Here is a 22,519-nt window from a genome sequence, read left to right on the forward strand (position 1 = left end):
ACTCTCTCGCGCGGGGAGTCGCGGGATGACTGTCAAGGCTCCCGGAAGAGGACTCGAACCCCTACAAAGTGGACCAAAACCACTTGTCCTGCCGATTAGACGATCCGGGATGGACCGGACACCGTGGCGTCCGACACACAGCCCCTACGATACCGAGCCCGCGCGGGCGTATGCGCCCTCAATTCTCTCGCACATCTCCAGTGGCCGCGAATACCAGGCGCGTGCAGGGGTAGGCGGCACGCTGCGTACTTAACAGACCACCCCAAAAGCCGCAAGGTACGAAACCCACTCACCTCGCCGGGCCGGCCGTCAGCTATGTGACATCCACAGCTTAGGGCTTCCTTACTTACGATGGCGTAGGTTACGGTGGCGTAGCCTGGACATTCATCCTCATACATGTCGTCGGAGGTAGCCCATGACCGTTCTCGCCGAGCGTTCCTCTCCCACGCCGAAGCCCGACTTCGAACCCGAACCGAAATCCAAGGCAGAGCTCGTCACGTTCGCGCTCGTGGTGGGGCTGCCCCTGATCGCGATCGCGGCCGCGGTTCCCCTGGCGTGGGGATGGGGACTCGGCTGGACGGACATCGCCATCGCCTTCGTCTTCTACGTCGTCTCAGGGCTCGGCGTCACCGTCGGGTTCCACCGCTACTTCACGCACGGCTCGTTCAAGGCCAAGCGGCCACTGAAGATCGCGATGGGCATCGCGGGCAGTCTGTCGCTGGAGATGTCCGTCCTGGACTGGGTGGCCACGCACCGCAAGCACCACAAGTTCTCCGACAAGGAGGGCGACCCGCACTCGCCGTGGCGCTTCGGCCCCGGCTTCAAGTCGATGTCCAAGGGCCTGCTGTACGCCCACATGGGCTGGCTGTTCGAGAGCGAGCGCACGAACCGCGAGAAGTACGCCCCCGACCTGTGCAAGGACGAGGACATCCAGAGGCTGCACAAGTGGTTCCCCACGCTGGCCCTCACCTCGATCCTGCTGCCCGGCGTGCTCGGCCTGCTGCTGACCTGGTCCTGGCAGGGCGGCCTGACCGCGCTGTTCTGGGGCTCGCTGATCCGCATCGGCCTGCTGCACCACGTGACCTGGTCGATCAACTCGATCTGCCACGTCTTCGGCGAGGAGTCCTTCCAGGTGCGTGACAAGTCGCGCAACGTCTGGTGGCTGGCCCTCCCGTCCTTCGGCGAGTCCTGGCACAACCTGCACCACTCCGACCCGACCTGCGCCCGGCACGGCGCGCTCAAGGGCCAGATCGACCTCAGCGCCGGCCTGATCCGCCTCTTCGAACGGGCGGGCTGGGTGTACGACGTGCGCTGGCCGACGCCAGAGCGCCTGGCGGCGAAGCGCATTGCCTGACGAGAATCAGCCGATGAACGGCCATTCGTCCGTGGCCGTCATTATGGAAACCGTGACCGAACCCCGATCTCGCAGGCGCATGTCCGGTAGAGAGCGCAGAGAGCAGCTGATCCTGATCAGCCGCACGCTGTTCGCCGAGAAGGGGTTCGACGGGACCTCCATAGAGGAGATAGCCGCCACCGCGCAGGTGTCGAAGCCCGTGGTGTACGAGCATTTCGGCGGCAAGGAAGGCGTCTACGCGGTCGTCGTCGACCGCGAGATGCAGAAGCTGCTCGGCATGATCACCTCCGCCCTCGCCGCCTCCCATTCCCTCATCAAGCTGGAGCGGGCCGCCCTGGCCCTGCTGCAGTACATCGAGGAGAGCAGCGAGGGCTTCCGCATCCTGGTGCGCGACTCGCACGCGGCCTCGGGCACGGGCACGTTCGCGAGCCTGATCAGCGAGATCGCCAGCCAGGTCGAGGACGTCCTGGCCGACGAGTTCGTGGACCGCGGCTACGACCCCAAGCTCGCCCCGATGTACGCCCAGATGCTCGTCGGCATGGTCGCGCTGACCGGCCAATGGTGGCTCGACGTGCGCAAGCCGGGCCGCGAGGAGGTCGCCGCCCACCTGGTGAACCTGGCCTGGAACGGCCTGACCGGGCTGAACCCGAGCCCGGTCATCTCCCTGGCCACCCGCAACCAGGCCGCCGCCGCCAAGCCGCGCGTCAGCGACAAGGAGCTGCGCGACTTCGAGAAGGCGCGCGAGAAGGAGCTCAAGGAGGCGGAGAAGCTGCGCCAGCGCGAGTTGCGTGACGCGGAGAAGGCCAGGGTACGAGAACTGAAGGAGCGCGAGCGGCTGCTGAAGGAGGCGGAGAAGGTTCGCGAGCGCGAGGAGAAGATCCGTCAGCGGGAGGCCAGGCTCGCCGAGCGCGCCGCACGCCTGGAGCAGGCCGACCATCCGGAATGAGTCGTTGCGGCTACGTTAACGTTCCGTTCAACCAATCGGGGCAATATAGGCCATATGTCCGCGGAACCGCTGCAATCGGGAAACGACCTGCCCCTGCCACAGGAGCGGTTCCTCAACCGCGAGGAAAGCTGGCTCCAGTTCAACGAGCGCGTCCTCGAACTGGCCGAGGACCCGTCGCTCCCGCTGCTCGAACGGGTCCGCTTCCTGGCCATCTTCGCCAGCAACCTCGACGAGTTCTTCCGCGTACGGGTGGCCGGCCTGAAGCGGCGCATGGCCACCGGACTGCTCCTGCGCACCAAGAGCGGGCTCAAGCCGCGCGAGGAGCTGGCCAGGATCGCCACGATCGCCGACTCCCTGGCCAAGCGGCACGCCGCCGCCTTCCACGACCGGGTCTGCCCCCAGCTCGCGACCGAGGGCATCGAGATCGTCCGGTGGGACGACCTGGGCCGTGAGGAGCGTACGGAGCTGCGCAAGCTGTTCAGGGAGCGGATCAGGCCGGTGCTGACGCCGCTGGCGGTCGATCCGGCCCACCCGTTCCCCTACATCTCCGGGCTCAGCCTGAACCTGGCCGTGCTGGTGCGCAACCCGATCACCGACCACACCGTGTTCGCCCGGGTCAAGGTGCCCTCGCAGCTCCCCCGGTTCGTGCCGGCGTCGAAGGACCGGTTCGTGCCGCTGGAGGACGTCATCGCGGCGCACCTCGGGCAGCTCTTCAAGGGCATGGAGATCCTCCAGCACCACGTCTTCCGCGTCACCAGGAACGAAGACCTCGACGTCGACGAGGACGTCACCGAGAACCTCATGCAGGCGCTGGAGAAGGAGCTGCTCAAGCGGCGGTTCGGGCCGCCCGTGCGGCTGGAGGTCGAGGAGACGATCACGCCGGAGGTGCTGGCCCCGCTCATCGAGGAGCTGGAGCTGGCCCCGCACGAGGTCTACCGGCTGCCCGGCCCGCTCGACCTGACCGGCCTGCACGCCATCGCCGACCTCGACCGCGGCGAGCTGAGCTTCCGGCCGTTCGTGCCTGCCGAGGTGGTCAACGCCGAGGACGACATCTTCACCACGCTGCGCGAGCGCGACGTGCTTCTGCACCACCCGTACGACTCGTTCGCGACCAGCGTGCAGCGGTTCATCGAGGAGGCCGCGGCCGACCCCCGGGTGCTGGCGATCAAGCAGACCCTCTACCGGACCAGCGGCGAGTCGCCCATCGTCGACGCGCTGATCGACGCGGCCGAGGCGGGCAAGCAGGTCGTCGTGGTCGTGGAGATCAAGGCCCGATTCGACGAGCACGCCAACATCTCCTGGGCCAGGAAGCTGGAGCGGGCCGGCTGCCACGTGGTCTACGGCGTGGTCGGCCTGAAGACCCACTGCAAGCTGGCCCTCGTCGTACGCCAGGAGCCCTCGGGCGAGCTGCGCCGCTACTGCCACATCGGCACCGGCAACTACAACCCCAAGACGGCCCGCCAGTACGAGGACTTCGGCCTGCTCACCGCCGACCCGCTGGTCGGCGAGGACGTCACCGACCTGTTCATCCACCTGACCGGCTACTCCAACCACTCGGCGTACCGGCGGCTGCTGGTCGCGCCGCACTCGATGCGCAGCGGCCTGCTGGCCAGGATCGACCGGGAGATCGCCCACCAGCAGGCGGGCCGCCCGGCCCGGATCAGGATCAAGACGAACTCGCTGGTGGACGAGCCGATCATCGACGCGCTCTACCGGGCGTCCAAGGCGGGGGTGCCGGTGGACCTGTGGGTGCGCGGCATCTGCATCCTGCGCCCCGGAATCCCCAACTTGTCAGAAAATATCCGCGTAAGGTCGGTTTTGGGGCGCTTTCTTGAGCACTCCCGCGTGTACGAGTTCGGCCTCGGCAGGCGTCCCGAGGTGTGGATCGGCAGCGCCGACCTGATGCGCAGGAACCTCGACCGCCGCGTCGAGGCCCTGGTCAAGGTGACCTCCCAGCAGCACAAGGCGTACCTGATCGAGCTGATGGACCTGGCTATGGCCGACACCACGAACGCGTGGTGGCTCAACTCCGACGGCAACTGGATCCGCCACCCCGGCGAGGACCTGCAGAGCCATCTCATCGGCACCAGGCGTTGGAGGACCGTTGATGACTGACCTGCTCCGGGCCGCCGGAGCCGTGATCTGGAGGGGCGAGGAGAGCAGCCCCGAGGTGGCGGTGATCCACCGCCCGCGCTACCACGACTGGACCTTCCCCAAGGGCAAGCTGGAGAGCGGCGAGCACGTGATCGCCGCCGCCCTGCGCGAGGTCACCGAGGAGACCGGCCTGACGGTCGTCCTGGGCCGGGCTCTGCCGCCGATCCACTACCTCAGCGGCGGCCGGCTCAAGCGGGTCGACTACTGGTCGGCGCGGGTCGCCTCCGACGCCGGGTTCGAGCCGGGCGAGGAGGTCGACGAGCTGCGCTGGCTGCCGCTCGACCAGGCTCGCGAGCTGCTGACCTACGAATGGGACGCCGGGCTGCTGCGCGCCCTGACCGCCGCGCCGCTCGTCACCGTGCCGCTGGTGCTCGTACGGCACGGCTCGGCCGGGTCCAGGAGCGCGTGGGACGGCGACGACGCGCTGCGCCCACTGGACGCGAACGGCGGCTCCCAGGCCGCCGCCCTGGCCACCGCGCTGCCCGCGTACCGGCCCGAGCTGCTGGTCAGCTCGCCCAGCCGGCGCTGCGTCCAGACGCTGGAGCCGTACGGGACCGGCATCAGGACCGAGCCGCTGCTCAGCGAGGAGGGCCAGGACCCGCGCAAGACGCCGGACCTGGTCGGCGAGCTCGCCGTGCCCGCCGCCGTGTGCAGCCACGGCAAGGTCCTGCCGCACCTGATCCACGCGCTCAGCGGCAAGGACGTGCACCTGCGCAAGGGCGCGTTCGCGGTGCTGCACCGGCTGGACGGGCACGTCGTCAGCGTGGAGCGCTACGCGACCTGACGGCTCACCAGGTGACGGGCAGGCGGGCGAAGCCCTGCGTGAGCCTGCCCTCGTCGCGCGGCAGCCGGGCAAGGGGGACGGCCAGGCACAGGCCGGGGAAGCGCTGGAAGAGCCGCGCTGCGCGCCTTGCCGGAAGGTTGGTCATAGAACCTTCTTGACCGCCTTCACGGTTTCCGCCCAGACTCTGGGGAAATCGGCCTGGGCGCGTTCCGCCGTGTTGCGTTCGATGCCGATCAGCAGCCCGTACGTGAAGGTGTCCTCGCCCGCCTGCCGGGCGCCCTCGGCCTCCTTGGCCAGCCTCTCCTGGGCGACCACGCCGTCCCGGTGGGCCCCCAGGATCTCCTGGACGTTCTCGGCCAGCTCGGCGAGCTTGGCCATGTCCTTGCCGAGGGTGGGTTCGAGCGCTTCGGCGGTGTAACGAGCGCGTTTGGCCGCCTTGCGGACGTCGTGCAGGGCGGTCTCGCGGCGTTCGGCGTCCTCGACGGTCCGCGCGGTCTCGTACGCCCTGGTCACGCGGTCCCAGCCCGAGGAGGCGACGGCGGTGAGCTTCTCCTTCGCCGGCTTGGCGGCGGACTTGCCCAGCTCGGGGGTGGCGATCAGCGCGTCGAGGGCGTCCAGGAGGGTGTAGTAGCGGTCGCCGCTGAGGGCGTCCTTGATGCGCTCGTACGCCTCCTGCTCGCGTTTGTGCAGATCCGAGCCGAGACGGGTGCGGATGGGGCCGGTGACTAGCTCGGGGGCGAGGCCGGCCAGCTCCTCGGCGAACCTGGCCCTGATCACCTCAAGGTCGCGGGCCTCGCCGAGCACCGTGCCGAGCCAGCGCAGCTCCTCCTGGACCGTCTCCGTACCGGTCACCACCGATTTGAACGCCTTGAGCGCGCTGCGCAGCCTGCGCGAGGCCACCCGCATCTGGTGGACGGCGTCCTCCTCGGCCCTGCGTACCCGGGGATCCTGACCGAGCAGGGCGGCGACCTGGCTCGACAGGTAGTCGATGACGGTCTCGGCGGCCGTACCGGGCTCGGTGGCGGCCCTGGCGGGCGGGGTGGGGCCGAGGAGCCGGGCGAGCTTGCTGGCGCTCCCGGCGGGGGTCGCCCCCGCCTTGCGCAGCCGCTTGCCGACCTTGGCCAGCAGGTCCCGCCGGTCCTCGGCCAGGAGCTCGGCCTCGACCTCACGCCACCGGAGGACCGTGCCGTCCCGGTGGACGGTGCCCTTCACCCGGTCGTCGGCGATCTCGACCAGGCGGGTGCCGCCGTCGTGCAGCATGGTGACGCTGCGGCGGGTGTCGAGCTCGGCGACGACCTGGAGCTCCGCGCCCCTGGCGTAGGCCCGGACGAGTTCGGCCAGCTCCGGCGGCACGATCCTGGTGCTGCGGGTGAGCGGGCACGTGATCTCCTGGCGCACGCCCTTGGCCTGGGGCAGCTTCAGGTGCCAGCCCGCGTCGTCGCCGCCGCGCCTGCGTCTGAGCGTGACGCCCCGCGCGGCCAGCCGCAGATCGGGCGTGTCGTAGTAGAGCGCCACGAGCTGATGGCCGCGCGGGCCCGTGACCTGGGCCAGTCCGCTCAGGTCCGGGATCGTGTAGTCGGATGGAACGTCGAACTTGTCCTCGATCTCGATGCCCACTGCACCTCGCAAGTGTCCGATTTCGGACCATGATGCCACCTGGAGATGAACATCACACAGCTTGCAGGAGCTCGATCCGGTTGCCCACGGGGTCGGTGACGTAGATGCGGCGGTAGCCGGTGAACAGGTCGTCGGGCACGGCGTCAGGGATCTTGGCGGCGTACGCGTCGAGGTCGTCGACCAGGAACGCCGGGTGGGCCTTGCGCGCGGGCCTGAAGTCGTCCTCGATGCCGAGGTGGATCTCCACCCCGTCGCCGCGGAACCAGGCGCCGCCGCGTTTGGCCAGCTCCGGGGGCTTGGGGACCTCGCGCAGACCGAGCACACCCGTGTAGAAGGCGCGCAGTTCGGGCTCGCTGCCCGCGGGCGCGGCGAGCTGGACATGGTGCAGGGCTCTGATCGTCATTTCTGGGCCACCACGAAGATCCGTCGGAAGGGGAAGGGGGTGCCGTAGCTCCTGGCCGGGTAGGCCTCGGCGAGCGGTCCGGCGAGGTCGTGCTTGAACTGCCGCTGCTCCTCCGGGCCGAGCCGGTCGAAGATCGGGCGCAGGGCCGTGCCGGAGACCCAGTCGAGCACCGGGTTCTCGCCTTGGAGCAGATGCACGTACGTCGTCTCCCAGGCGTCCACCTGGCAGCCGCCGTCGTTGAGGAAGTCGAGATACTGGATCGGGTCGTCCACCGGGTTGCCTCTGTTGAGGTCGCTGAGCCGGTCGGACCAGGCGCGGGAGGCGCACAGCTCGCGGATGGCGACGTGGCTCGGGGCGTCGAAGTTGCCGGGCACCTGGAAGGCCAGCCAGCCGCCGGGGGCCAGCTCCTCCAGCCAGTGTTCGAGCACGCCGTGGTGGGAGGGCACCCATTGCAGGACGGCGTTGGAGACGATCACGTCCATGGGACGGTCGGGGTGCCAGGTGTCGACGTCGGCCACGGCGAAGTGCACCGGGGTGTCGAGCTTGCGGGCCTTCGTGATCATCGCGGGCGAGGCGTCGAAGCCCTCGACGGTGGCGCCCGGCCAGCGCTCGGCGAGCATCACGGTGAGTTCGCCGCTGCCGCAGCCCGCGTCCACGACATAATCGGGAGCCACCGCACCGACTCTGGATATCAGCTCGATGAACGGCCGCGACCGTTCGTCGGCGTAGACGGCGTACGTCACCGGGTCCCAGATATCTCTTGACATAGAGATAATTGATATCGAGAGAGATATCTCGATGTCAAGACAGTAGACTCTGTGTCATGACGCCACAGGATGACGAGGTCGACCGGCTGGTCGCGGCATGGCGGATCGAGCGGCCCGACCTCGACGTCGAGCCCCTCCAGGTCCTCTCCAGGGTGTCACGACTGGCCAAACATCTCGACCGCGCCAGGCGGGCGGCGTTCGCCGAACATGATCTGGAGCCGTGGGAGTTCGACGTGCTCACCGCTTTGCGACGGGCCGGGAAGCCGTACGAGCTGAGCCCCGGGGCCCTGCTGCGGGCCACCCTGGTCACCTCGGGGACGATGACCAACCGCATCGACCGGCTCGCGCAGGCGGGGCTGGTGCGGCGGCGGCCCGACCCGGAGGACCGGCGCGGCGTGCTGGTGTCGCTGACGGAGACGGGGGTGGCACGGGTGGACGCGGCGTTCGCCGACCTGCTCCGCCGTGAGCGCGACCTGCTCTCCGGCCTCAAGCTCGCCGACCAGCGCTCTCTCGCCGCCCTCCTGCGCCTCCTCCTCACCCCCTTCGACTCCCCCCAGTAGCCGCTCTTCTCTCCTTACGAGGTCCGTACGCGGATTTTGGCGGGGTCTTCGGCGAGGTCTTCTTCACGGTCTTGCTTTTACGCGGTCTTGCTTCTACGCGGTGCCGTGGTTGCCGGACCCGCCGTCGTCGGCGGGCGCCCATGCCGGCTCACCTACAGCTTCACTGTCAGTCGCCGAGACGGTCGGCGACTTCGAGCCATTCCGCCTCGACGGTGTCCTTCTGGGCCAGGACGTCGCGCAACCGCGCGTCGAGGGAGCCCAGCTTGGCGTAGTCGCTGGCGGCCTCGGCCATGGAGGCGTGGAGGCGGGCCTCCTGGTCGCCGAGCTTGTCGAGCTGGCGTTCCAGGCGGTTGAGTTCCTTGCGGAGCTCGCGTTCCTCCTTGGCCGACAGGCCGGGCTCCGGCTGGGCGCCGGAGGGAGCCGAGGCAGGGGCCGGAGCGCCGGACGCCGGGACAGGGGCGCTGCCGAGGCGGGCGGTCACGGCCGTGCCGGCACTGCGGCGTTCGAGGTATTCGTCGACCCCGCCCGGCAGCAGCACGAGCTTGCCGTCACCCAGCAGCGCCACGCACCGGTCGGTCACCCGCTCCAGGAAGTAGCGGTCGTGACTCACCAGGACCAGCGTGCCCGGCCAGCCGTCCAGCAGGTCTTCGAGCTCGTTGAGCGTCTCGATGTCGAGGTCGTTGGTGGGCTCGTCGAGGAGCAGCACGTTGGGGTCGTCCATCAGCAGCCGCAGCAGTTGCAGCCGGCGCCGCTCGCCGCCGGACAGGTCGCCGATGACCTTCCACTGCGCGTCGCCCTTGAAGCCCAGACGCTCCAGCAGCTGGGACGCCGTCCACTCCCGCTTGCCGAGCTGGAGGTACTTGCGGATCTCCTCCACCGACTCCAGCACCCGCCGTGACGGGTCGAGCTCGGTCAGCTCCTGGGACAGGTGCGCGAGACGTACGGTCTTGCCCCTGACCACCCGGCCCGAGTCGGGCTGGACGCTGTCGGCGAGCAACCGCAGCACCGACGACTTGCCCGAACCGTTGACGCCGATCAGCCCGATCCGGTCGCCCGGCCCGAACTGCCACGTGCAGTGGTCGAGCACCAGCGGCCCGTCGCCGGGGCCGCCCGCGTGCAGGGTGACGTCTTCGAGGTCGTAGACGGTCTTGCCGAGCCTGGCCGCGGCGAAGCGCATCAGCTCGACGGTCTCCCGCGCCGGCGGCTCGTTCGCGATCAGGGCCTGCGCCGCGTCGATCCGGAACTTCGGCTTGGACGTGCGGGCGGGCGGACCGCGGCGCAGCCAGGCGATCTCCTTGCGCATGAGGTTCTGGCGGCGTTCCTCGGCGGCCTGGGCGATGCGCGCGCGCTCGGCCTTGGCCAGCACGTACGCGGCGTAACCGCCCTCGTAGCGCTCGACCCGGCCGTCCACGACCTCCCACGTGCGGGTGGAGACCGCGTCGAGGAACCAGCGGTCGTGGGTCACGACCAGCAGAGCGCTCTTCCTGGCCGCCAGGTGGGCGGCGAGCCAGGCGATGGCCTCGATGTCGAGATGGTTCGTGGGCTCGTCGAGCATGACCAGGTCGTGGTCCTCGATGAGCAGGCGGGCCAGCGCCGTACGCCTGCGCTCGCCGCCGGACAGCGCGGCGGCCTTGGCGCTGAGGTCGAGGTCGCCGATCAGGTTCGTGAGGATCTCGCGGACCTGCTGGTCACCGGCCCACTCGTGCTCGGCCCTGTCCCCCAGGACGAGCTCGCTCACGGTGGCCTCGGGGTCGAGGGTGTCCTGCTGGGACAGGAACCCGACCCGCAGCCCGCGCGTGTGGGTGACCCGGCCGCTGTCGGGACGCACATCCCCGGCGATGACCGACATCAGGGTCGTCTTACCGCCCCCGTTGCGGCCGACGACGCCGATGCGCTCCCCGGCCTCGATGCCCAGGGAGACGTCGCTGAGGAGCGGCTTGGGCCCGTAGGCGTGGGAGACCGACTCAAGGTTGACCAGATTCATGACGTGTCCAGGGTATCGGTCCCCTCAACCGCTTCCCGACGCCCGCGACGTCCCTTGATCGTTTGCAGAGCAGGGATTGCCGGGCCGGATGCCCTCACGAGTGGCGCGCCGCGCCGCCGCGACAGGAGCGGCGGGTCCGTCTCCGGTTTTCGCGGTCCGCGGGGGTCAGAGAAGGGTGGCGCCGGTCACCGGGCCGTGGGCGGCGACGGTGGTGGTGGCGGCGCCCGTGGCGGTGAGGCTGTCGGCCAGGTCGCGGGCGTGGGTGGCGTCGATGGCCAGGAAGGCGCAGGTGGGACCGGAGCCGGAGACGATCGCGCCCAGGGCGCCGTGCTGGCGTCCGGCGTCGAGGGTGGTGGCGAGCTCGGGGCGAAGGGCCAGGGCGGCGGCCTGGAGGTCGTTGCTGAGGTGGGTGCCCAGGGAGTACGCGTCGCCGGTGCCGAGGGCCTCGATGAGCGGGGCGTCGAGCTCGGGCCAGGGCACGAGGGCGTTCGAGGCCTCGCGCCGGCGGTCGCACTCGGCGTAGACCTTGGCGGTCGAGAGACCTCCGTCGGCCAGCGCGAACACCCAGTGGAACGTGCCGCCCGTGGGCAGCTCGCTCAGCTGCTCGCCGCGACCGGTGCCGACCGCCGTGCCGCCGAGCAGCGAGAACGGTACGTCGCTCCCCAGGTCGCCGGCGATCTCCATGAGGTCCTCGAAGGGCAGGCCGAGCCCCCAGAGCTCGTTGCACGCCACGAGGGCGCCCGCCGCGTCGGCGCTGCCGCCCGCCATGCCGCCGGCGACCGGGATGGCCTTCTCGATGATCAGGTCGGCGCCGTACGAGCGGCCCGCGTGCTTGGCGAGGGCGCGGGCGGCGCGGATGGCGAGGTTGTCGTCGTCGACCGGCACCTGGTCGGACCATCTGCCGTTGACCGTGACGGTGATCGACTCGGCCTCCTTCGCGACCACCTCATCGAAGATCGACACTGCGTGGAAGACGTTGACCAGGTCGTGGTAGCCATCTTCCCGGAGCGGGCCGACTGAAAGCTGCACGTTGACCTTCGCGGGCACACGTACGGTCACCGAACTCATCGATCTTCTGCCACTTTCATCGCTTGCCGGGGTCAAGGACACTCGATGTTATCCGGGTGGGGTGCGTTGACATGCGGTTCTCGGAATTCTGCCGTCCACCGAGGTCGTCGGCACGGTCAGGGATCCGCTGGGCAGGAAAGGGCTGTCGGTGGACTTCGGCGGAACCGGGAGCCAGGTGTTGTCGCCGGGCAGGACGGTGACGGTCCGCGACAGGCACATCCGCGATCCCGGGACGGGCCAGACGCTCGCGTCGGTCTCGTACGCGGCCCGTACGGGTGCGGGGGTGGGCGAGGGTGAGGTCGTGAGCCATCGGGCACACGGCCCCGAATCCGGCTGGACCGGCCCGCCGGCTCCGGCGCCCAAGAGGTGCAAGCGGGCCAGATGACCAGGCCGGGAGTGGCTCCTTGGTGCTGGTCGTAGTGGGGCCCACCCGCCGTGCTGGTCGTGGCGGGTGGGCCGCCCAGAGTGTCGGTCGTGGTGGGTGGCCGCCCAGGGTGCCGGTCGTAGTGCGGGTCGCCCGGCGAGCTCGTGGCGCAGGGGGCACCTGGGCGGCGGTTGGGATGGGGCCGCGGCTGGAGGGGCGTCGGGCGCGGCCGGGGTTGGCCGGCGCCCGAGGTCGGGGGTGGGCGGGTTGGCGGGGATCAGGCGGGGCGGACGGTTCCTCGGTAGGCGGTTCGGTAGTAGGGGGAGTTCAGGAAGTTGGTTCTGCGGACTACGTCGCCGGTTCGGGGGGCGTGGATCATGACGTTGTCGCCGAGGTAGAGGGCTACGTGGGTGGGATCGCCGGTGCCGCCGAAGAACAGGAGGTCGCCCTTGCGCCTGGCGGCGAGGGGAACTCTGCGGCCTTGGCGGAACTGGGTGCCGGTGTAGTGGGCCAGCCTCACTCCGGCCTTGGACCAGGCGTAGAGGGCGAGGCCGCTGCAGTCGAAGCCCCTCGTGTGCGCGCCGGTGCCCACGCCGACGGTGGGGCCTCTTGAGGAGCCGCCGCCCCAGGAGAACGAGACGCCCAACTGGGTCAGGGCTGCGGCGGCCGCGATTTCGCCCTTGTGCCTCGGGCGCTTCCGAGGTTTCCCGGGGTTCCCGGGTTTCCTGGGCTTGGGTTTCTTGGGGTGGTGGAGAGCCGGGCACCGGGTGGTGGCGGTTGCCTCGGCGCCCGCCGCGGGGAGCGTGAGGGTGGCCCGGAGGCATGAAGCCGGTGTGGCCCGGGCGAGGGCGGGATGGGCGCCCGTGACGGTCAGGAGGCCGCCGGTGAGGATGATCGACAGCCGGGTGGCGTGGCGGCGAGCGGTCATGAGTGGCTCCTTCGTCGTGAGAGGGACGGGAGCCAGGATCATGCGAGCAAGCGGGGGGCGGAGGGGCCGAACGGCGTTCTGTGGACAGGCGCTCGTTGAGCACCGAGGGTTGTGGACAGTCGCGACGCGGCGAAGTACTGGAGGTCAGGGCTTCTGTTCGGCGATGCGGGCGAAGGATTCGACGGCGAGTTGTTCACCTCGGGCGGAGGGGTCCACGCCGGCGGCTCGCAGTGCCGTTTCGGCCTGGGACGGGCTGCCGGCCCAGGACGCCAGGGCGGCTCTCAGGGTCTTGCGGCGCTGGGCGAAGGCGGCGTCCACGACGGCGAACACCTCTTCCCTGGTGGCCGTGGTGGACGGGGGTTCGCGGCGGGTGAGGGAGACCAGGCCGGAGTCGACGTTGGGCACGGGCCAGAAGACCGTGCGGCCGACGGGCCCCGCACGGCGTACGTCGGCGTACCAGGCGGCCTTGACCGACGGCACGCCGTACACCTTGGAACCGGGACCGGCGGCGAGGCGGTCGGCGACCTCCAGTTGCACCATGATCAGGCCCTTGCGCAGCGAGGGCAGCGTCTCCAGGAGGTGGAGCACCACGGGGACGGCCACGTTGTACGGGAGGTTGGCCACCAGGGCCGTGGGGGTGTGACCGGCGAGGTCGTCGAGGGTGATCCTCATGGCGTCGGCGTTGACGACCGTGAGCCGGTCGGACGGGCCGCGGTCGGCGACGGTGAGAGGCAGTTGGGTGGCCAGGACCGGGTCGATCTCGACGGCCACCACGTGCGCGGCCTCGGGCAGGAGCCCCAGGGTGAGCGAGCCGAGGCCGGGCCCGACCTCGATGACCACGTCGTCGGACGACAACTCGGCCACGCGGACGATGCGCCGGACGGTCCCCGCGTCGATCACGAAGTTCTGGCCTAGCTTTTTCGTGGGGCGAAGATCTAGCTTGTTCGCCAAAATACGTATTTCTGCAGGGCCCAACAGCCTCATCATCCAACCAGTCTCCCGCATCGAAGAACCTGCGATGGCGGATGGGGGAGACCTAAGGAGAGGATGGCGTGGAACAGGAAGGGACGTCCCTGATGGAGCCAACGGGCGCCGCGCCGCTCCGTCCCACCGATCTGCGCGAGATCGGGCCGTACCGGCTGCTCGGACGGCTCGGTGAAGGCGGCATGGGGACCGTCTTCCTCGCCAGGGCCCCGACAGGGCGGTTCGTCGCGGTCAAGGTGGTGAAGGCGGAGTTCGCCAACCAGGAGGGGTTCGCCGGCCGCTTCCACGCCGAGGTGGACAACGCGCGCCGGGTGGCGTCGTTCTGCACGGCCCAGGTGCTCGACAACGGCGACACCGGCGACGGACGTCCGTACATGGTGACCGAGTACATCGCGGGCACTCCCCTTTCCGACCAGATCACGACCTTCGGGGCGCTCGACCCGGGGCCGCTGCACGGCGTCGCGCTGGGGGTCGCGGCGGCGCTGGCGGCGATCCACGTGGCCGGGCTGGTGCACCGGGATCTGAAGCCCGCCAACGTCATCCTGTCGCTGTCCGGGCCGCGGGTGATCGACTTCGGGATCGCCAGGGCCCTGGACAGGGAGACGGGGTTCACGCTCTCCGGCGAGCTGATCGGCAGCCCTGGGTGGTGGGCTCCCGAGCAGGTGCGCGGCGAGCTCGTGTCCCCGGCGGCCGACATCTTCGCCTGGGGGTGCCTGGTGGCGTACGCGGGCAACGGGCGGCATCCGTTCGGGCGGGGCGATCCCATCACGATGGCGACGCGCGTCCTGAACTCGCCGCCCGAGCTCGGCGCGCTCCCCGCGCCGCTCAACGAGCTGGTACGCCGGGCCACCGCCATGGACCCCGCCCATCGGCCCACGGCCCAGGAGCTCCTGATCGCGCTGGTGGGCGGGAGCACCCCGGTGATCGCCGACAATCCGCCCACGCTGGTCGCCACCGAGATGCTGACCGAATGGGAGCCGCCACAGAACGTCCTGGACGAGCCGGACATCACGGCCACGTTCACGACGCCGCCGCCGAGCGACGCGACGGGCGCGCGAAGCCCCGGCCCCGGGGCCGGTTCAGGCTCTGGCGCCGATGCCGGCGCCGGTGCCGGGGCGGGGCCGCGGCCGGGTGCGGGGTTGGGGACGGCTACGGGGTCTGGGGCGGGTACGGGGTCTGGGGCGGGGTCAGGGTTCGGAGAGAGGTCAGGGCGGCCCAAGGTGCCCGGGGCGTTCGGGGCGTTCGGGGCGGGGGCGGCGCCCGATCCCCAGAGCGCTTCAGGGGCCGGCTTACCTCAGGAGCAGGCGTCCCTGGAGGAGCTGGCGCGGCGCGAGGAGCAGGCCGCCCGCGAGGAGCTGGCCCGCTGGGAGGCGCAGGCGCAGGCTCGCCGCCAGGAACAGGAGCGCCAGTTGGAGCAGGCCCGCCTGCTGGCGCGCAGGCAGGCCGCCTCGGGTGAGCAACCGTCCCGGTCCCGGCCGGGCACCGCAGGCACCGGTGGCGCCGCGAGCACTCCGCCTACCGGAAGGACCGAAAGCACCGGAAGCACTAGAGGCACCGGAAGGACCGAAAGCACCGTGCGCCGGACCGGCGAGGGCACGGATCCGGGCGTCCTGACGTACGTCCCCAACGAACCGGACACCCTGGGCGGCACCCGTACGAAGGGCACCCGCTGGCTCATCGCCGCCGCCGCGGCCGTCCTGGCGATCGTGGTCACCGTCACGGTCCTGATCGTGAACTCCAGCCGCAACTCCTCCGGCGTGGCCGGCTCCAACAGCCCCTCCCGGGCGGTGACGACCCCGCGTACGGGCGACGTGGGCCGCAGGTTCGCCCTGGGCGGGAACTTCGACGACCCGGTCGTGGTCGTGCCGGAGGCGCCGGAGTGCGGGCTGAAGGAGTTCGAGGGGCGAACCACGACGAAGGGGCAGCTCTGCGTGGTCCACTGGACCATGATCAATCCAGGCGGCGAACGCCGTCCGCTCGGCCGGCCCGTCGTCACGATGGTCGACGACAAGGGCGGCGAGCACGCCCCCGCCCCGGTCACCCTGCCCCCGGCCGTCCAGCCGGGCGAGCGCGTGGACGGCGCCTTCGTGTTCGACCTGGCGCCCTATCGCAGGCCCGTGAAGCTGACCGCGACCATGCTGGAGAACGGCCGACAGATCGAGGTCGCCCTGTGAGCCCCGTACGACCGACCCCCGCCGGACCCGTCAGGACGGCCGTGGCGATGGCCATCGTGCTCGCCGCCGCCGTCCCGCTGCCCGCGCACGCCACAACGACGGAAGCCGCAGAAGGGGCGGCGGCCTGCGCCGGAGCCGCCGACTTCGACGGTGACGGCGCGGACGACGTGGCCGTGGGCGACCCGTTCGGCGACGGCCAGAAGGGGTCGGTCCACCTGCTGTCGGGCGACAAGGTGATCCCCGTCGCCGTGCCGGGGCCGGTCAAGGGGGACGGGCTGGGCTGGTCCGTACGGCTGGCCGACGTCAACGGCGACGCCTGCGCCGACCTCCTGGTCGGCGCCCCCTTCGCGGACGTGGACGGCGAGCAGGACGCGGGCAGCGTCTACGTCGTCTACGGCGGCAAGGCGGCGCCCCCGCAACGCCTGACCGCCCCGCAACCGCAGCGGTCCGCGCACTTCGGCTGGTCGCTGGCGGCCAGGGGGAACCTGACGGTGATCGGCGCGCCCTACGAGGACGACGGCCAGATCCAGGACGCCGGCGCGGTCTACGTACGCCAGGGCACGAACGCGCTGCGCCGCATCAGCCAGGAGACCGTGGACGTGCGCGGCAACAGCGAGGTCGGCGACCAGTTCGGCTGGTCGCTGGCGATCGGGCCGAAGAACGGCCTGGTCGTGGGCGTCCCGTACGAGAACGACGACGGCGCGGGCCGGCAGATCCAGACCGGCAAGATCGATTCGGGGTCGGTGGTCTTCATCGACGACGTACTGGCTCCCCGGATCGTGAGCCTGAAGCTCGACTCCCCCACCAAGACCTCCGGCGACCGGTACGGCTACGCGGTCGCCTACGCCGAGGGCCAGGGGTACGCGATCAGCGCCCCCGGCCCCGGTTACGTGCAGTTCCTCGACCCGGCCAGGAAGCAGACGCGGATGGTGAAGCAGGGCGGCAAGCAGGCGTTCGGCTTCTCGATGGCCGCCTCCTCCGACGGCAGGCTGGCCGTCGGCGCGCCCTATGGCGGCGGCGTCCAGGTGTTCTCGTGGCGGAACCCGGCCGACGACCGGAAGCTTCCGGCTGCGGAGGGGCTGTTCGGCTGGTCGGTGGCGTTCAGCGGGAACAAGCTCTTCGTGGGCCAGCCGGACGGCCCGCCGTACGGGAAGGTCGCGGTGGCGCCGCGCAACGCCGACGACCTCCAGTCGGTGCAACCGCCCAAGGGCACCGACTTCGGGACCTCACTGGCGGGGTGAACCGCCCCCTCCCCGACGGGCGGACGGGCGAGCAGGGCGGGCGAGCAGCGCCAAGCCAACCAGCCAGCCAGCCGGGCCGGTCAGCTGAACAGGTGGCCGCCGCAGTTCGGCCACTGGGTCTGCCACCGGCCGCCGACCCGCTGGTAGAGGAGTTGCGCCCGGTAGGTCTGCTCCTCCTCCGGCCAGGCGCTCGGCAGGCCCACACCGCCCACCGCCTGCCACATGGCCAGGCTGAACTGGTACATCCCGTAGTAGGGACCGTCGGGGTTGTAGGCCAGGGGGTCGCCGCGCGCCACGCAGTAGGCCAGCGCCTGCCAGTCGAGCCTGGTCACCTCCCATGGGATCTGTACGGCTCGCGGCGGCATGACCGTGATGACCGTCCCGTCCTTGGGGAAGGTGCCGAGCGGCGGTCGCACCATGGACCCGCGCCGGACGGCGACGCGCTCCTGCCTGAGCACCTGCCGCACGGTACGCGCCGTGGTGCGCGCGGCGAGCCGGGTGGCGCCCGCGACCACGTAGACCCTGCGCTCGGTGTACGCCGTGAGCGACATGCCCGACAGCGGCACCGGGCGGCCGGGCGGCGCGGACAGGCTGCCGGCCGCCGCCTCGACGTCGAGCTCGGCCAGGGCGTCCCGGACGTTCGTGGCGGTGACCAGGTGGGTCGTGGTGCGGCCGTCGAGGGTCAGGGTGATCAGGCGGGCGTGGCGTACCTCGATGGTGGAGCCGTCGGCGAGGACGGCGCTCAGGGCGGGACGCACGACGTCGCCCTGTCCCACGGGCACGCCGGCGTCGGCGAGCGCGTCGGCCACCCGCCCGGCGAAGCTGCGGACCGCGACGGGCGTGCCGTCGACGATCACGACGACGTCCTTGACCAGGTACGAGACCGCGACCAGCAGGCCGGCGGCCAGCGTACCCACGACGCACACCACCGGCGTCCACGGAGAACGCCAGGGGATCCGCGGACGCGGCGCACGCCTCCTGCCTCGCACGAACCACCTCCGGATACGGTCAGGGACCGCCCGAACGCTAGCGGCGGCGGCGCGCCCGCCTCCACCGCTTCACGGAAAGATGGTCACCACTCGCCGAAGACCGTGACTCCGTTCGTGCTGATCGCCTCGCACAACCCGTCCGGATGGACGCCCTTGACCTCGGCGAGGCAGCGCAGGGTGAGCGGGATGAGGTAGGGGGCGTTGGGCTTGCCCCGGTACGGGACCGGCGGCAGGTAGGGGGCGTCGGTCTCGACGAGCATGAGCTCCATGGGGGCGACGGCGGCGGCCTCGCGCAGGTAACCGGCGTTCTTGTAGGTGACGGGCCCGGAGAAGGACATGAAATATCCGGCTTCGGCGCACTTTTTCGCCATTTCGGCGTCGCCTGAGTAGCTGTGGAACACCACCTTGTCCGGCGCGCCCTGCTCGGCCAGCACCTTCAGGACGTCGTCGTGCGCGTCCCGGTCGTGGATGACCAGCGCCTTGCCGGTGCGCTTGGCGATCTCGATGTGGGCGCGGAAGCTCGTGTGCTGGTCGTCCTTGCTCGCCCAGTCGCGGAAGTAGTCGAGCCCGGTCTCCCCCACCGCGCGGACGTCGGGCCGGCCGGCCAGCGACTCGATCTCGGCCAGGACCTCGGGGGTCGCCTCGTGGGCCTCGTTGGGGTGGATGGCGACCCCGGCGTACACGCCTTCCTGCTCGGCCGCGACCTCGGCGTTCCAGCGCGAGGAGGGCAGGTCGTACCCGATGGTGACGAGCCTGGTCACGCCGACCTCGCGCGCGTCCCGCAGGATGGTCCGTACGGTGGCCGACGCCGCCTGGGCGGCCTGGGCCACCGGGTCGCCCGAGGACGCCTGCCTGTTGCCCACCATGATGTCCAGGTGGCAGTGGCTGTCGAACACCGGTGCGGAAAGCGGCTCGGGCGCGGCGGGAATCTTGCTCACGGATCTAAAGTAGCCTCCATGCGCTTCGGCATTCTCGGCAGCACCCGGGCATGGGACGCGGCCGGCGTCGACGTACCCCTGGGTGGTCCGGCCAGGCGCGCGCTGCTGGCGTTGCTGCTCGTCCGTCCGGGCGAGATCGTCAGCCAGGACCGCCTCGTCGACCTCCTGTACGGCGACCGCGCGCCGAAGAACGCCCAGCACGCCCTGCACTCCCAGGTCTCCCGGCTGCGGGGCGACGGGATCCCGGTCGAGCTGACCGCCGCCGGCTACCGGCTGGCGGTGGACCCCGAGGACATCGACGCCGGCCGTTTCCTCCGCCTCGCCGACACCGGCCGCGCCGCCCTCCTCGGCCACCCGGCCGCCGGCGCGTCGTGGGGGACGGGCCAGGCGGACGGCTCCGGGAGCGATCCGGTGCTGGCCGGTGGGCTGTTGCGAGAGGCGCTGGCCCTGTGGCGGGGGCCCGCGTTCGCCGACCTCGACCCCGTGCACGGCGCGCCGCTGGAGGAGCGCCGCCTGGCCGCGCTGGAGGACCGGATCGAGGCCGACCTGCGGTGCGGCGGCCACCGGGGCGTCGTCCCCGAGCTGGGCGAGCTGGTCCAGCGCCACCCGCTGCGCGAACGGCTGCGCGGCCAGCTCATGCGGGCGTTGCGTGCCGACGGCAGGCAGGCCGAGGCGCTGATGGTCTACGAGGAGACGCGGCGGCTGCTGGCCGAGGAACTGGGCGCCGACCCCTCCCCCGAGCTCGCCGCCCTCCACCAGTCCCTCCTGCGCGGCACCCCGCCCCCGGAGCCGCCCCCGCTCCCCCAGGCGCCGCAGGCGGGGACGGCGGTGCCGTTGCCGGGCAGGCTCACGAGCTTCGTCGGCCGCGACGGCGACCTGGCCGAGGTCGGAGCGCTGCTGGCCGCCGCCCGTCTCGTAACGCTGCTCGGCCCCGGCGGCGCGGGCAAGAGCCGGCTCGCGGTCGAGATCGCCAGGGAGCACCACGACGCCGTCCTGGTCGAGCTGGCTCCCCTCAGCCCGGGGGCAGACCTCGCGCGGGCGGTGCTCGCCGCGCTGGGCGTACGCGACGGCGCCTTGCTGGGCGGCCCGGCGCTGGGCGCGGAGCCCGATCCGCAGGCCCGCCTGGTGGCGGTCCTCGCCGGCCGCCCGGCCCTGCTGGTCCTGGACAACTGCGAGCACGTCGTCGGCGAGGCCGCGGCGCTGGCCGAGCGGCTGCTGTCCGCGTGCCCGGCGCTGCGCGTCCTGGCCACGAGCCGGGAGCCGCTCGCGATCACCCCCGAACACCTGTGGCCGGTACGCCCCCTCGCCCCCTCCGACGCCCGCACCCTCTTCACCGACCGGGCCAAGGCCGTACGCCCCGGTTTCACCCCTGGTGAGCCGGTCGAACGCATCTGCGCCGCGCTCGACGGCCTCCCGCTGGCCATCGAGCTGGCGGCCGCCCGCATGCGCACGCACGAGGCCGGCGAGCTGGCCGAACGCCTCGCCGGTCAGGGCCGGTTCAGCCTGCGCGGCAGCCGTACCGCCGACGCCCGGCACCAGACGTTGCGCGCGGTCGTCGCGTGGAGCTGGGAGCTGCTCACCGAGCCCGAGCAGGCCATGGCCATGCGCCTGACCGTCTTCTCCGGCGGGGCCACCGCGACCGCCGCCGCGGCCGTCTGCGGCCTGCCCGAGCACCTGCTCGACTCGCTGGCCGACAAGTCGCTCCTGGAGGTGGCGGACGGCCGCTACCGCATGCTGGAGACGATCCGGGCGTTCTGCGCCGACCGGCTCGGCGAGCAGGCCGCGCGCTTTCGGCGGGCGCACGCCGCGTACTTCCTCGCGCTGGCCGAGGAGGGCGATCCCCGGCTGCGGGGCGCGGAGCAGTTGCCGTGGCTGGCCCGGTTCGCCGCCGACCACGACAACCTTCAGGCGGCGCTGCGCTGGACGGTGGAGCAGGGCGAGGTGGCGCTCGGGATGCGGCTGCTGGCCGCGCAGACGTTCTCGTTGTGGATGCGCGGCATGCGCACGGTCCCGGCCAAGGCGGCGGCGGCCCTGCTGGAGGCGGCCGGTCCGCGGCCCGACCCCGCGCTGGGGGACGCGTACCTGCTGACCCTGCTCACGGCGGCGGGCGAGCGGCGCGAGCTGTGGGAGCGCCACAAGATCGACGCCGAGGCGATGATCATCGCGGACGGCCTGCGGAACCCGATCGTCACGTGCCTGTGGCCGATGGTCACCTCGGCGGCGGTCGACCCCAGCGCCACGATCGCGCTGATCAGGCGCGGCGAGCGCGGCTCTGACGCGTGGGAGCGGGCCGCCACCCGGCTGATCTGGGCCTATCCGCGGATGGCCGCGGGCGAGTTCGCCGCCGCCGAGGCGGACCTGGAGGCGGCGCTCCAGGGCTTCCGCGGGCTCGGCGAGCGCTGGGGCTCGGCGATGACGCTCGACGCGCTGGCCTGGCTGGCCAGCACGTGCGGCGACGAGGCCACCGCCCTGGCCCGCACCGAGGAGGCCATCACGCTGGCCGAGCAGCTCGGCGCGGAGGAGGACCTGGCCGACCACTACTGCAACCGGGGCGACTACCGCATCAGGCACGACCTGGCCGGCGCGCGGGCCGACTACGAGCGCGCGGCCGAGCTGGCCGGGCGTACGGGCGGCACGATCCTGCCCGCGGCCCTGCGCGGCCTGGGCGACGTGGCGGTACGCGAGGGCGACCTGGCACGGGCCCGCGAGCTCTACGAGGACGCGTTGCGGCGATCCGACCCGATCTGGGTGAAGACGTCCGGGAACATGGCCAGGCTGCTCGTCGGGCTCGGGCGGCTGGCCGCGGCCGAGGGGGATGCGGCCGCGGCGCGGGCCTCCTACCTGCGGGCGGTGGAGAGCACGGTCACGTCGGGCGCGCTGTCGGAGAGCGTCAGGGCGATCGAGGCGCTGGCGGCACTGGCCTCCGACGACGACCCGGCGGCGGCGGCCACGCTGCTCGGGGCCGCCATCGCGATCCGCGGCATCGACCTGCCCGAGGACGACGACCTCGCCGGGCTGTCGCGGCGGCTGCGCGAGGCGCTGGGTGAGCAGGCGTACGCGGGGGCGCGGCGGGCGGGCGCGCGGCTCTCCCACCGGGAGGCCCTGATGCTGGCCGGCGTCCCGGCGGAGGTCATCGACGCCTCCCCCCTGCGCTCGATGGACGACTTCCCGGCCGAACCCCCGCTCGGCCCCCCGGTGACCACGGGCTGAAGCACGCGGGCAGGCGGCCGAGCGCGGCGGTGAGCGTACGGTGAGGGGGCGCTG

The 22,519-nt window shown here is 71.6% G+C and carries 19 protein-coding genes and 1 tRNA gene; 9 read left to right on the forward strand and 11 right to left on the reverse strand.

What is annotated here, in order from left to right:
• Positions 1-38 precede the first annotated feature (38 nt).
• Positions 39-110, reverse strand: a tRNA-Gln gene (locus ACIHAD_RS28515).
• Positions 111-415: 305 nt separating this feature from the next.
• On the opposite strand from ACIHAD_RS28515, the gene ACIHAD_RS28520 reads away from it, so the two are divergent.
• The 4 genes from ACIHAD_RS28520 to ACIHAD_RS28535 are packed head-to-tail and all read left to right on the forward strand — an operon-like array spanning position 416 to position 5,238.
• Positions 416-1,354 carry an acyl-CoA desaturase gene (locus ACIHAD_RS28520; protein ID WP_397357690.1) on the forward strand — a complete coding sequence of 313 codons (939 nt, stop codon included), beginning with the start codon at positions 416-418 and terminating at the stop codon, positions 1,352-1,354.
• A 43-nt stretch (positions 1,355-1,397) separates the two neighbouring features.
• Complete coding sequence (locus ACIHAD_RS28525; protein WP_397357726.1) at positions 1,398-2,300, forward strand: TetR family transcriptional regulator; 903 nt, start codon at positions 1,398-1,400, stop codon at positions 2,298-2,300.
• Between the two features lie 54 nt (positions 2,301-2,354).
• Positions 2,355-4,415 (forward strand): RNA degradosome polyphosphate kinase, encoded by a 2,061-nt coding sequence (locus tag ACIHAD_RS28530; protein ID WP_397357691.1) that lies wholly within the window; start codon positions 2,355-2,357, stop codon positions 4,413-4,415.
• The gene (locus ACIHAD_RS28535; protein ID WP_397357692.1) at positions 4,408-5,238 is read left to right on the forward strand and encodes an NUDIX domain-containing protein; all 831 of its coding nucleotides are present in this window, start codon (positions 4,408-4,410) and stop codon (positions 5,236-5,238) included. Before ACIHAD_RS28530 ends, ACIHAD_RS28535 begins: the two co-directional genes overlap by 8 nt.
• Positions 5,239-5,242: 4 nt before the next feature.
• On the opposite strand, the gene ACIHAD_RS28540 is transcribed toward ACIHAD_RS28535, so the two are convergent.
• From ACIHAD_RS28540 to ACIHAD_RS28555, 4 genes are read right to left on the reverse strand one after another with little or no spacing between them, the layout of a single operon-like run.
• Positions 5,243-5,383, reverse strand: a complete 141-nt coding sequence (locus tag ACIHAD_RS28540; RefSeq protein WP_397357693.1) for a hypothetical protein — start codon at positions 5,381-5,383, stop codon at positions 5,243-5,245.
• Positions 5,380-6,867: a CHAD domain-containing protein gene (locus tag ACIHAD_RS28545; RefSeq protein ID WP_397357694.1), complete on the reverse strand. Its 1,488-nt coding sequence runs from the start codon at positions 6,865-6,867 to the stop codon at positions 5,380-5,382. Before ACIHAD_RS28545 ends, ACIHAD_RS28540 begins: the two co-directional genes overlap by 4 nt.
• 40 nt (positions 6,868-6,907) lie before the next feature.
• Positions 6,908-7,258 (reverse strand): VOC family protein, encoded by a 351-nt coding sequence (locus tag ACIHAD_RS28550; protein WP_397357695.1) that lies wholly within the window; start codon positions 7,256-7,258, stop codon positions 6,908-6,910.
• Positions 7,255-8,025: a trans-aconitate 2-methyltransferase gene (locus tag ACIHAD_RS28555; RefSeq protein ID WP_397357696.1), complete on the reverse strand. Its 771-nt coding sequence runs from the start codon at positions 8,023-8,025 to the stop codon at positions 7,255-7,257. Before ACIHAD_RS28555 ends, ACIHAD_RS28550 begins: the two co-directional genes overlap by 4 nt.
• Positions 8,026-8,081: 56 nt before the next feature.
• Between ACIHAD_RS28555 and ACIHAD_RS28560 the strand changes: the two genes are divergently transcribed.
• A complete protein-coding gene (locus ACIHAD_RS28560; protein WP_397357697.1) occupies positions 8,082-8,585 on the forward strand; it encodes a MarR family winged helix-turn-helix transcriptional regulator in 504 nt (167 codons plus the stop codon).
• Between the two features lie 166 nt (positions 8,586-8,751).
• Here the strand turns inward: ACIHAD_RS28560 and ACIHAD_RS28565 are convergent, their stop codons facing one another.
• Positions 8,752-10,569: an ABC-F family ATP-binding cassette domain-containing protein gene (locus tag ACIHAD_RS28565; RefSeq protein WP_397357698.1), complete on the reverse strand. Its 1,818-nt coding sequence runs from the start codon at positions 10,567-10,569 to the stop codon at positions 8,752-8,754.
• Positions 10,570-10,734: 165 nt separating this feature from the next.
• The gene (locus ACIHAD_RS28570) at positions 10,735-11,637 is read right to left on the reverse strand and encodes a 4-(cytidine 5'-diphospho)-2-C-methyl-D-erythritol kinase (RefSeq protein WP_397357699.1); all 903 of its coding nucleotides are present in this window, start codon (positions 11,635-11,637) and stop codon (positions 10,735-10,737) included.
• Positions 11,638-11,785: 148 nt separating this feature from the next.
• On the opposite strand from ACIHAD_RS28570, the gene ACIHAD_RS28575 reads away from it, so the two are divergent.
• Positions 11,786-12,022, forward strand: a complete 237-nt coding sequence (locus ACIHAD_RS28575; protein WP_397357700.1) for a hypothetical protein — start codon at positions 11,786-11,788, stop codon at positions 12,020-12,022.
• A gap of 256 nt (positions 12,023-12,278) precedes the next feature.
• Here the strand turns inward: ACIHAD_RS28575 and ACIHAD_RS28580 are convergent, their stop codons facing one another.
• Both ACIHAD_RS28580 and rsmA read right to left on the reverse strand, forming a co-directional pair.
• Positions 12,279-12,929, reverse strand: coding sequence for an NlpC/P60 family protein (locus tag ACIHAD_RS28580; RefSeq protein ID WP_397357701.1), 651 nt, complete (start codon positions 12,927-12,929; stop codon positions 12,279-12,281).
• 144 nt (positions 12,930-13,073) lie between these two features.
• Positions 13,074-13,913, reverse strand: coding sequence for a 16S rRNA (adenine(1518)-N(6)/adenine(1519)-N(6))-dimethyltransferase RsmA (gene rsmA / locus ACIHAD_RS28585; RefSeq protein WP_397357727.1), 840 nt, complete (start codon positions 13,911-13,913; stop codon positions 13,074-13,076).
• A gap of 68 nt (positions 13,914-13,981) precedes the next feature.
• Between rsmA and ACIHAD_RS28590 the strand changes: the two genes are divergently transcribed.
• Together ACIHAD_RS28590 and ACIHAD_RS28595 are read left to right on the forward strand one after the other, a co-directional pair.
• Positions 13,982-16,087, forward strand: a complete 2,106-nt coding sequence (locus ACIHAD_RS28590) for a protein kinase (protein WP_397357702.1) — start codon at positions 13,982-13,984, stop codon at positions 16,085-16,087.
• The gene (locus tag ACIHAD_RS28595) at positions 16,084-17,328 is read left to right on the forward strand and encodes an FG-GAP-like repeat-containing protein (RefSeq protein WP_397357703.1); all 1,245 of its coding nucleotides are present in this window, start codon (positions 16,084-16,086) and stop codon (positions 17,326-17,328) included. The genes ACIHAD_RS28590 and ACIHAD_RS28595 overlap by 4 nt, the downstream gene beginning before the upstream one ends.
• A gap of 80 nt (positions 17,329-17,408) precedes the next feature.
• On the opposite strand, the gene ACIHAD_RS28600 is transcribed toward ACIHAD_RS28595, so the two are convergent.
• Both ACIHAD_RS28600 and ACIHAD_RS28605 read right to left on the reverse strand, forming a co-directional pair.
• Positions 17,409-18,245, reverse strand: coding sequence for a ubiquitin-like domain-containing protein (locus tag ACIHAD_RS28600; protein ID WP_397357704.1), 837 nt, complete (start codon positions 18,243-18,245; stop codon positions 17,409-17,411).
• 155 nt (positions 18,246-18,400) lie between these two features.
• On the reverse strand, positions 18,401-19,255 hold the full coding sequence (locus ACIHAD_RS28605; RefSeq protein ID WP_397357705.1) for a TatD family hydrolase: 855 nt from the start codon (positions 19,253-19,255) through the stop codon (positions 18,401-18,403).
• A gap of 18 nt (positions 19,256-19,273) precedes the next feature.
• Between ACIHAD_RS28605 and ACIHAD_RS28610 the strand changes: the two genes are divergently transcribed.
• Positions 19,274-22,465: an ATP-binding protein gene (locus ACIHAD_RS28610; RefSeq protein ID WP_397357706.1), complete on the forward strand. Its 3,192-nt coding sequence runs from the start codon at positions 19,274-19,276 to the stop codon at positions 22,463-22,465.
• Positions 22,466-22,519: the final 54 nt, after the last annotated feature.

The sequence above is a fragment of the Nonomuraea sp. NPDC052265 genome (genome assembly GCF_044547985.1).
Taxonomy (GTDB): domain Bacteria; phylum Actinomycetota; class Actinomycetes; order Streptosporangiales; family Streptosporangiaceae; genus Nonomuraea.

Coding starts and splice junctions, on each gene's coding strand:
- ACIHAD_RS28555 (WP_397357696.1), bottom strand. CDS start 8,025: ATGTCAAGAGATATCTGGGACCCGGTGACGTACGCCGTCTACGCCGAC.
- ACIHAD_RS28540 (WP_397357693.1), bottom strand. CDS start 5,383: ATGACCAACCTTCCGGCAAGGCGCGCAGCGCGGCTCTTCCAGCGCTTC.
- rsmA (WP_397357727.1), bottom strand. CDS start 13,913: ATGAGGCTGTTGGGCCCTGCAGAAATACGTATTTTGGCGAACAAGCTA.
- ACIHAD_RS28610 (WP_397357706.1), top strand. CDS start 19,274: ATGCGCTTCGGCATTCTCGGCAGCACCCGGGCATGGGACGCGGCCGGC.
- ACIHAD_RS28560 (WP_397357697.1), top strand. CDS start 8,082: ATGACGCCACAGGATGACGAGGTCGACCGGCTGGTCGCGGCATGGCGG.
- ACIHAD_RS28565 (WP_397357698.1), bottom strand. CDS start 10,569: ATGAATCTGGTCAACCTTGAGTCGGTCTCCCACGCCTACGGGCCCAAG.
- ACIHAD_RS28550 (WP_397357695.1), bottom strand. CDS start 7,258: ATGACGATCAGAGCCCTGCACCATGTCCAGCTCGCCGCGCCCGCGGGC.
- ACIHAD_RS28530 (WP_397357691.1), top strand. CDS start 2,355: ATGTCCGCGGAACCGCTGCAATCGGGAAACGACCTGCCCCTGCCACAG.
- ACIHAD_RS28525 (WP_397357726.1), top strand. CDS start 1,398: ATGGAAACCGTGACCGAACCCCGATCTCGCAGGCGCATGTCCGGTAGA.
- ACIHAD_RS28535 (WP_397357692.1), top strand. CDS start 4,408: ATGACTGACCTGCTCCGGGCCGCCGGAGCCGTGATCTGGAGGGGCGAG.
- ACIHAD_RS28570 (WP_397357699.1), bottom strand. CDS start 11,637: ATGAGTTCGGTGACCGTACGTGTGCCCGCGAAGGTCAACGTGCAGCTT.
- ACIHAD_RS28520 (WP_397357690.1), top strand. CDS start 416: ATGACCGTTCTCGCCGAGCGTTCCTCTCCCACGCCGAAGCCCGACTTC.
- ACIHAD_RS28580 (WP_397357701.1), bottom strand. CDS start 12,929: ATGACCGCTCGCCGCCACGCCACCCGGCTGTCGATCATCCTCACCGGC.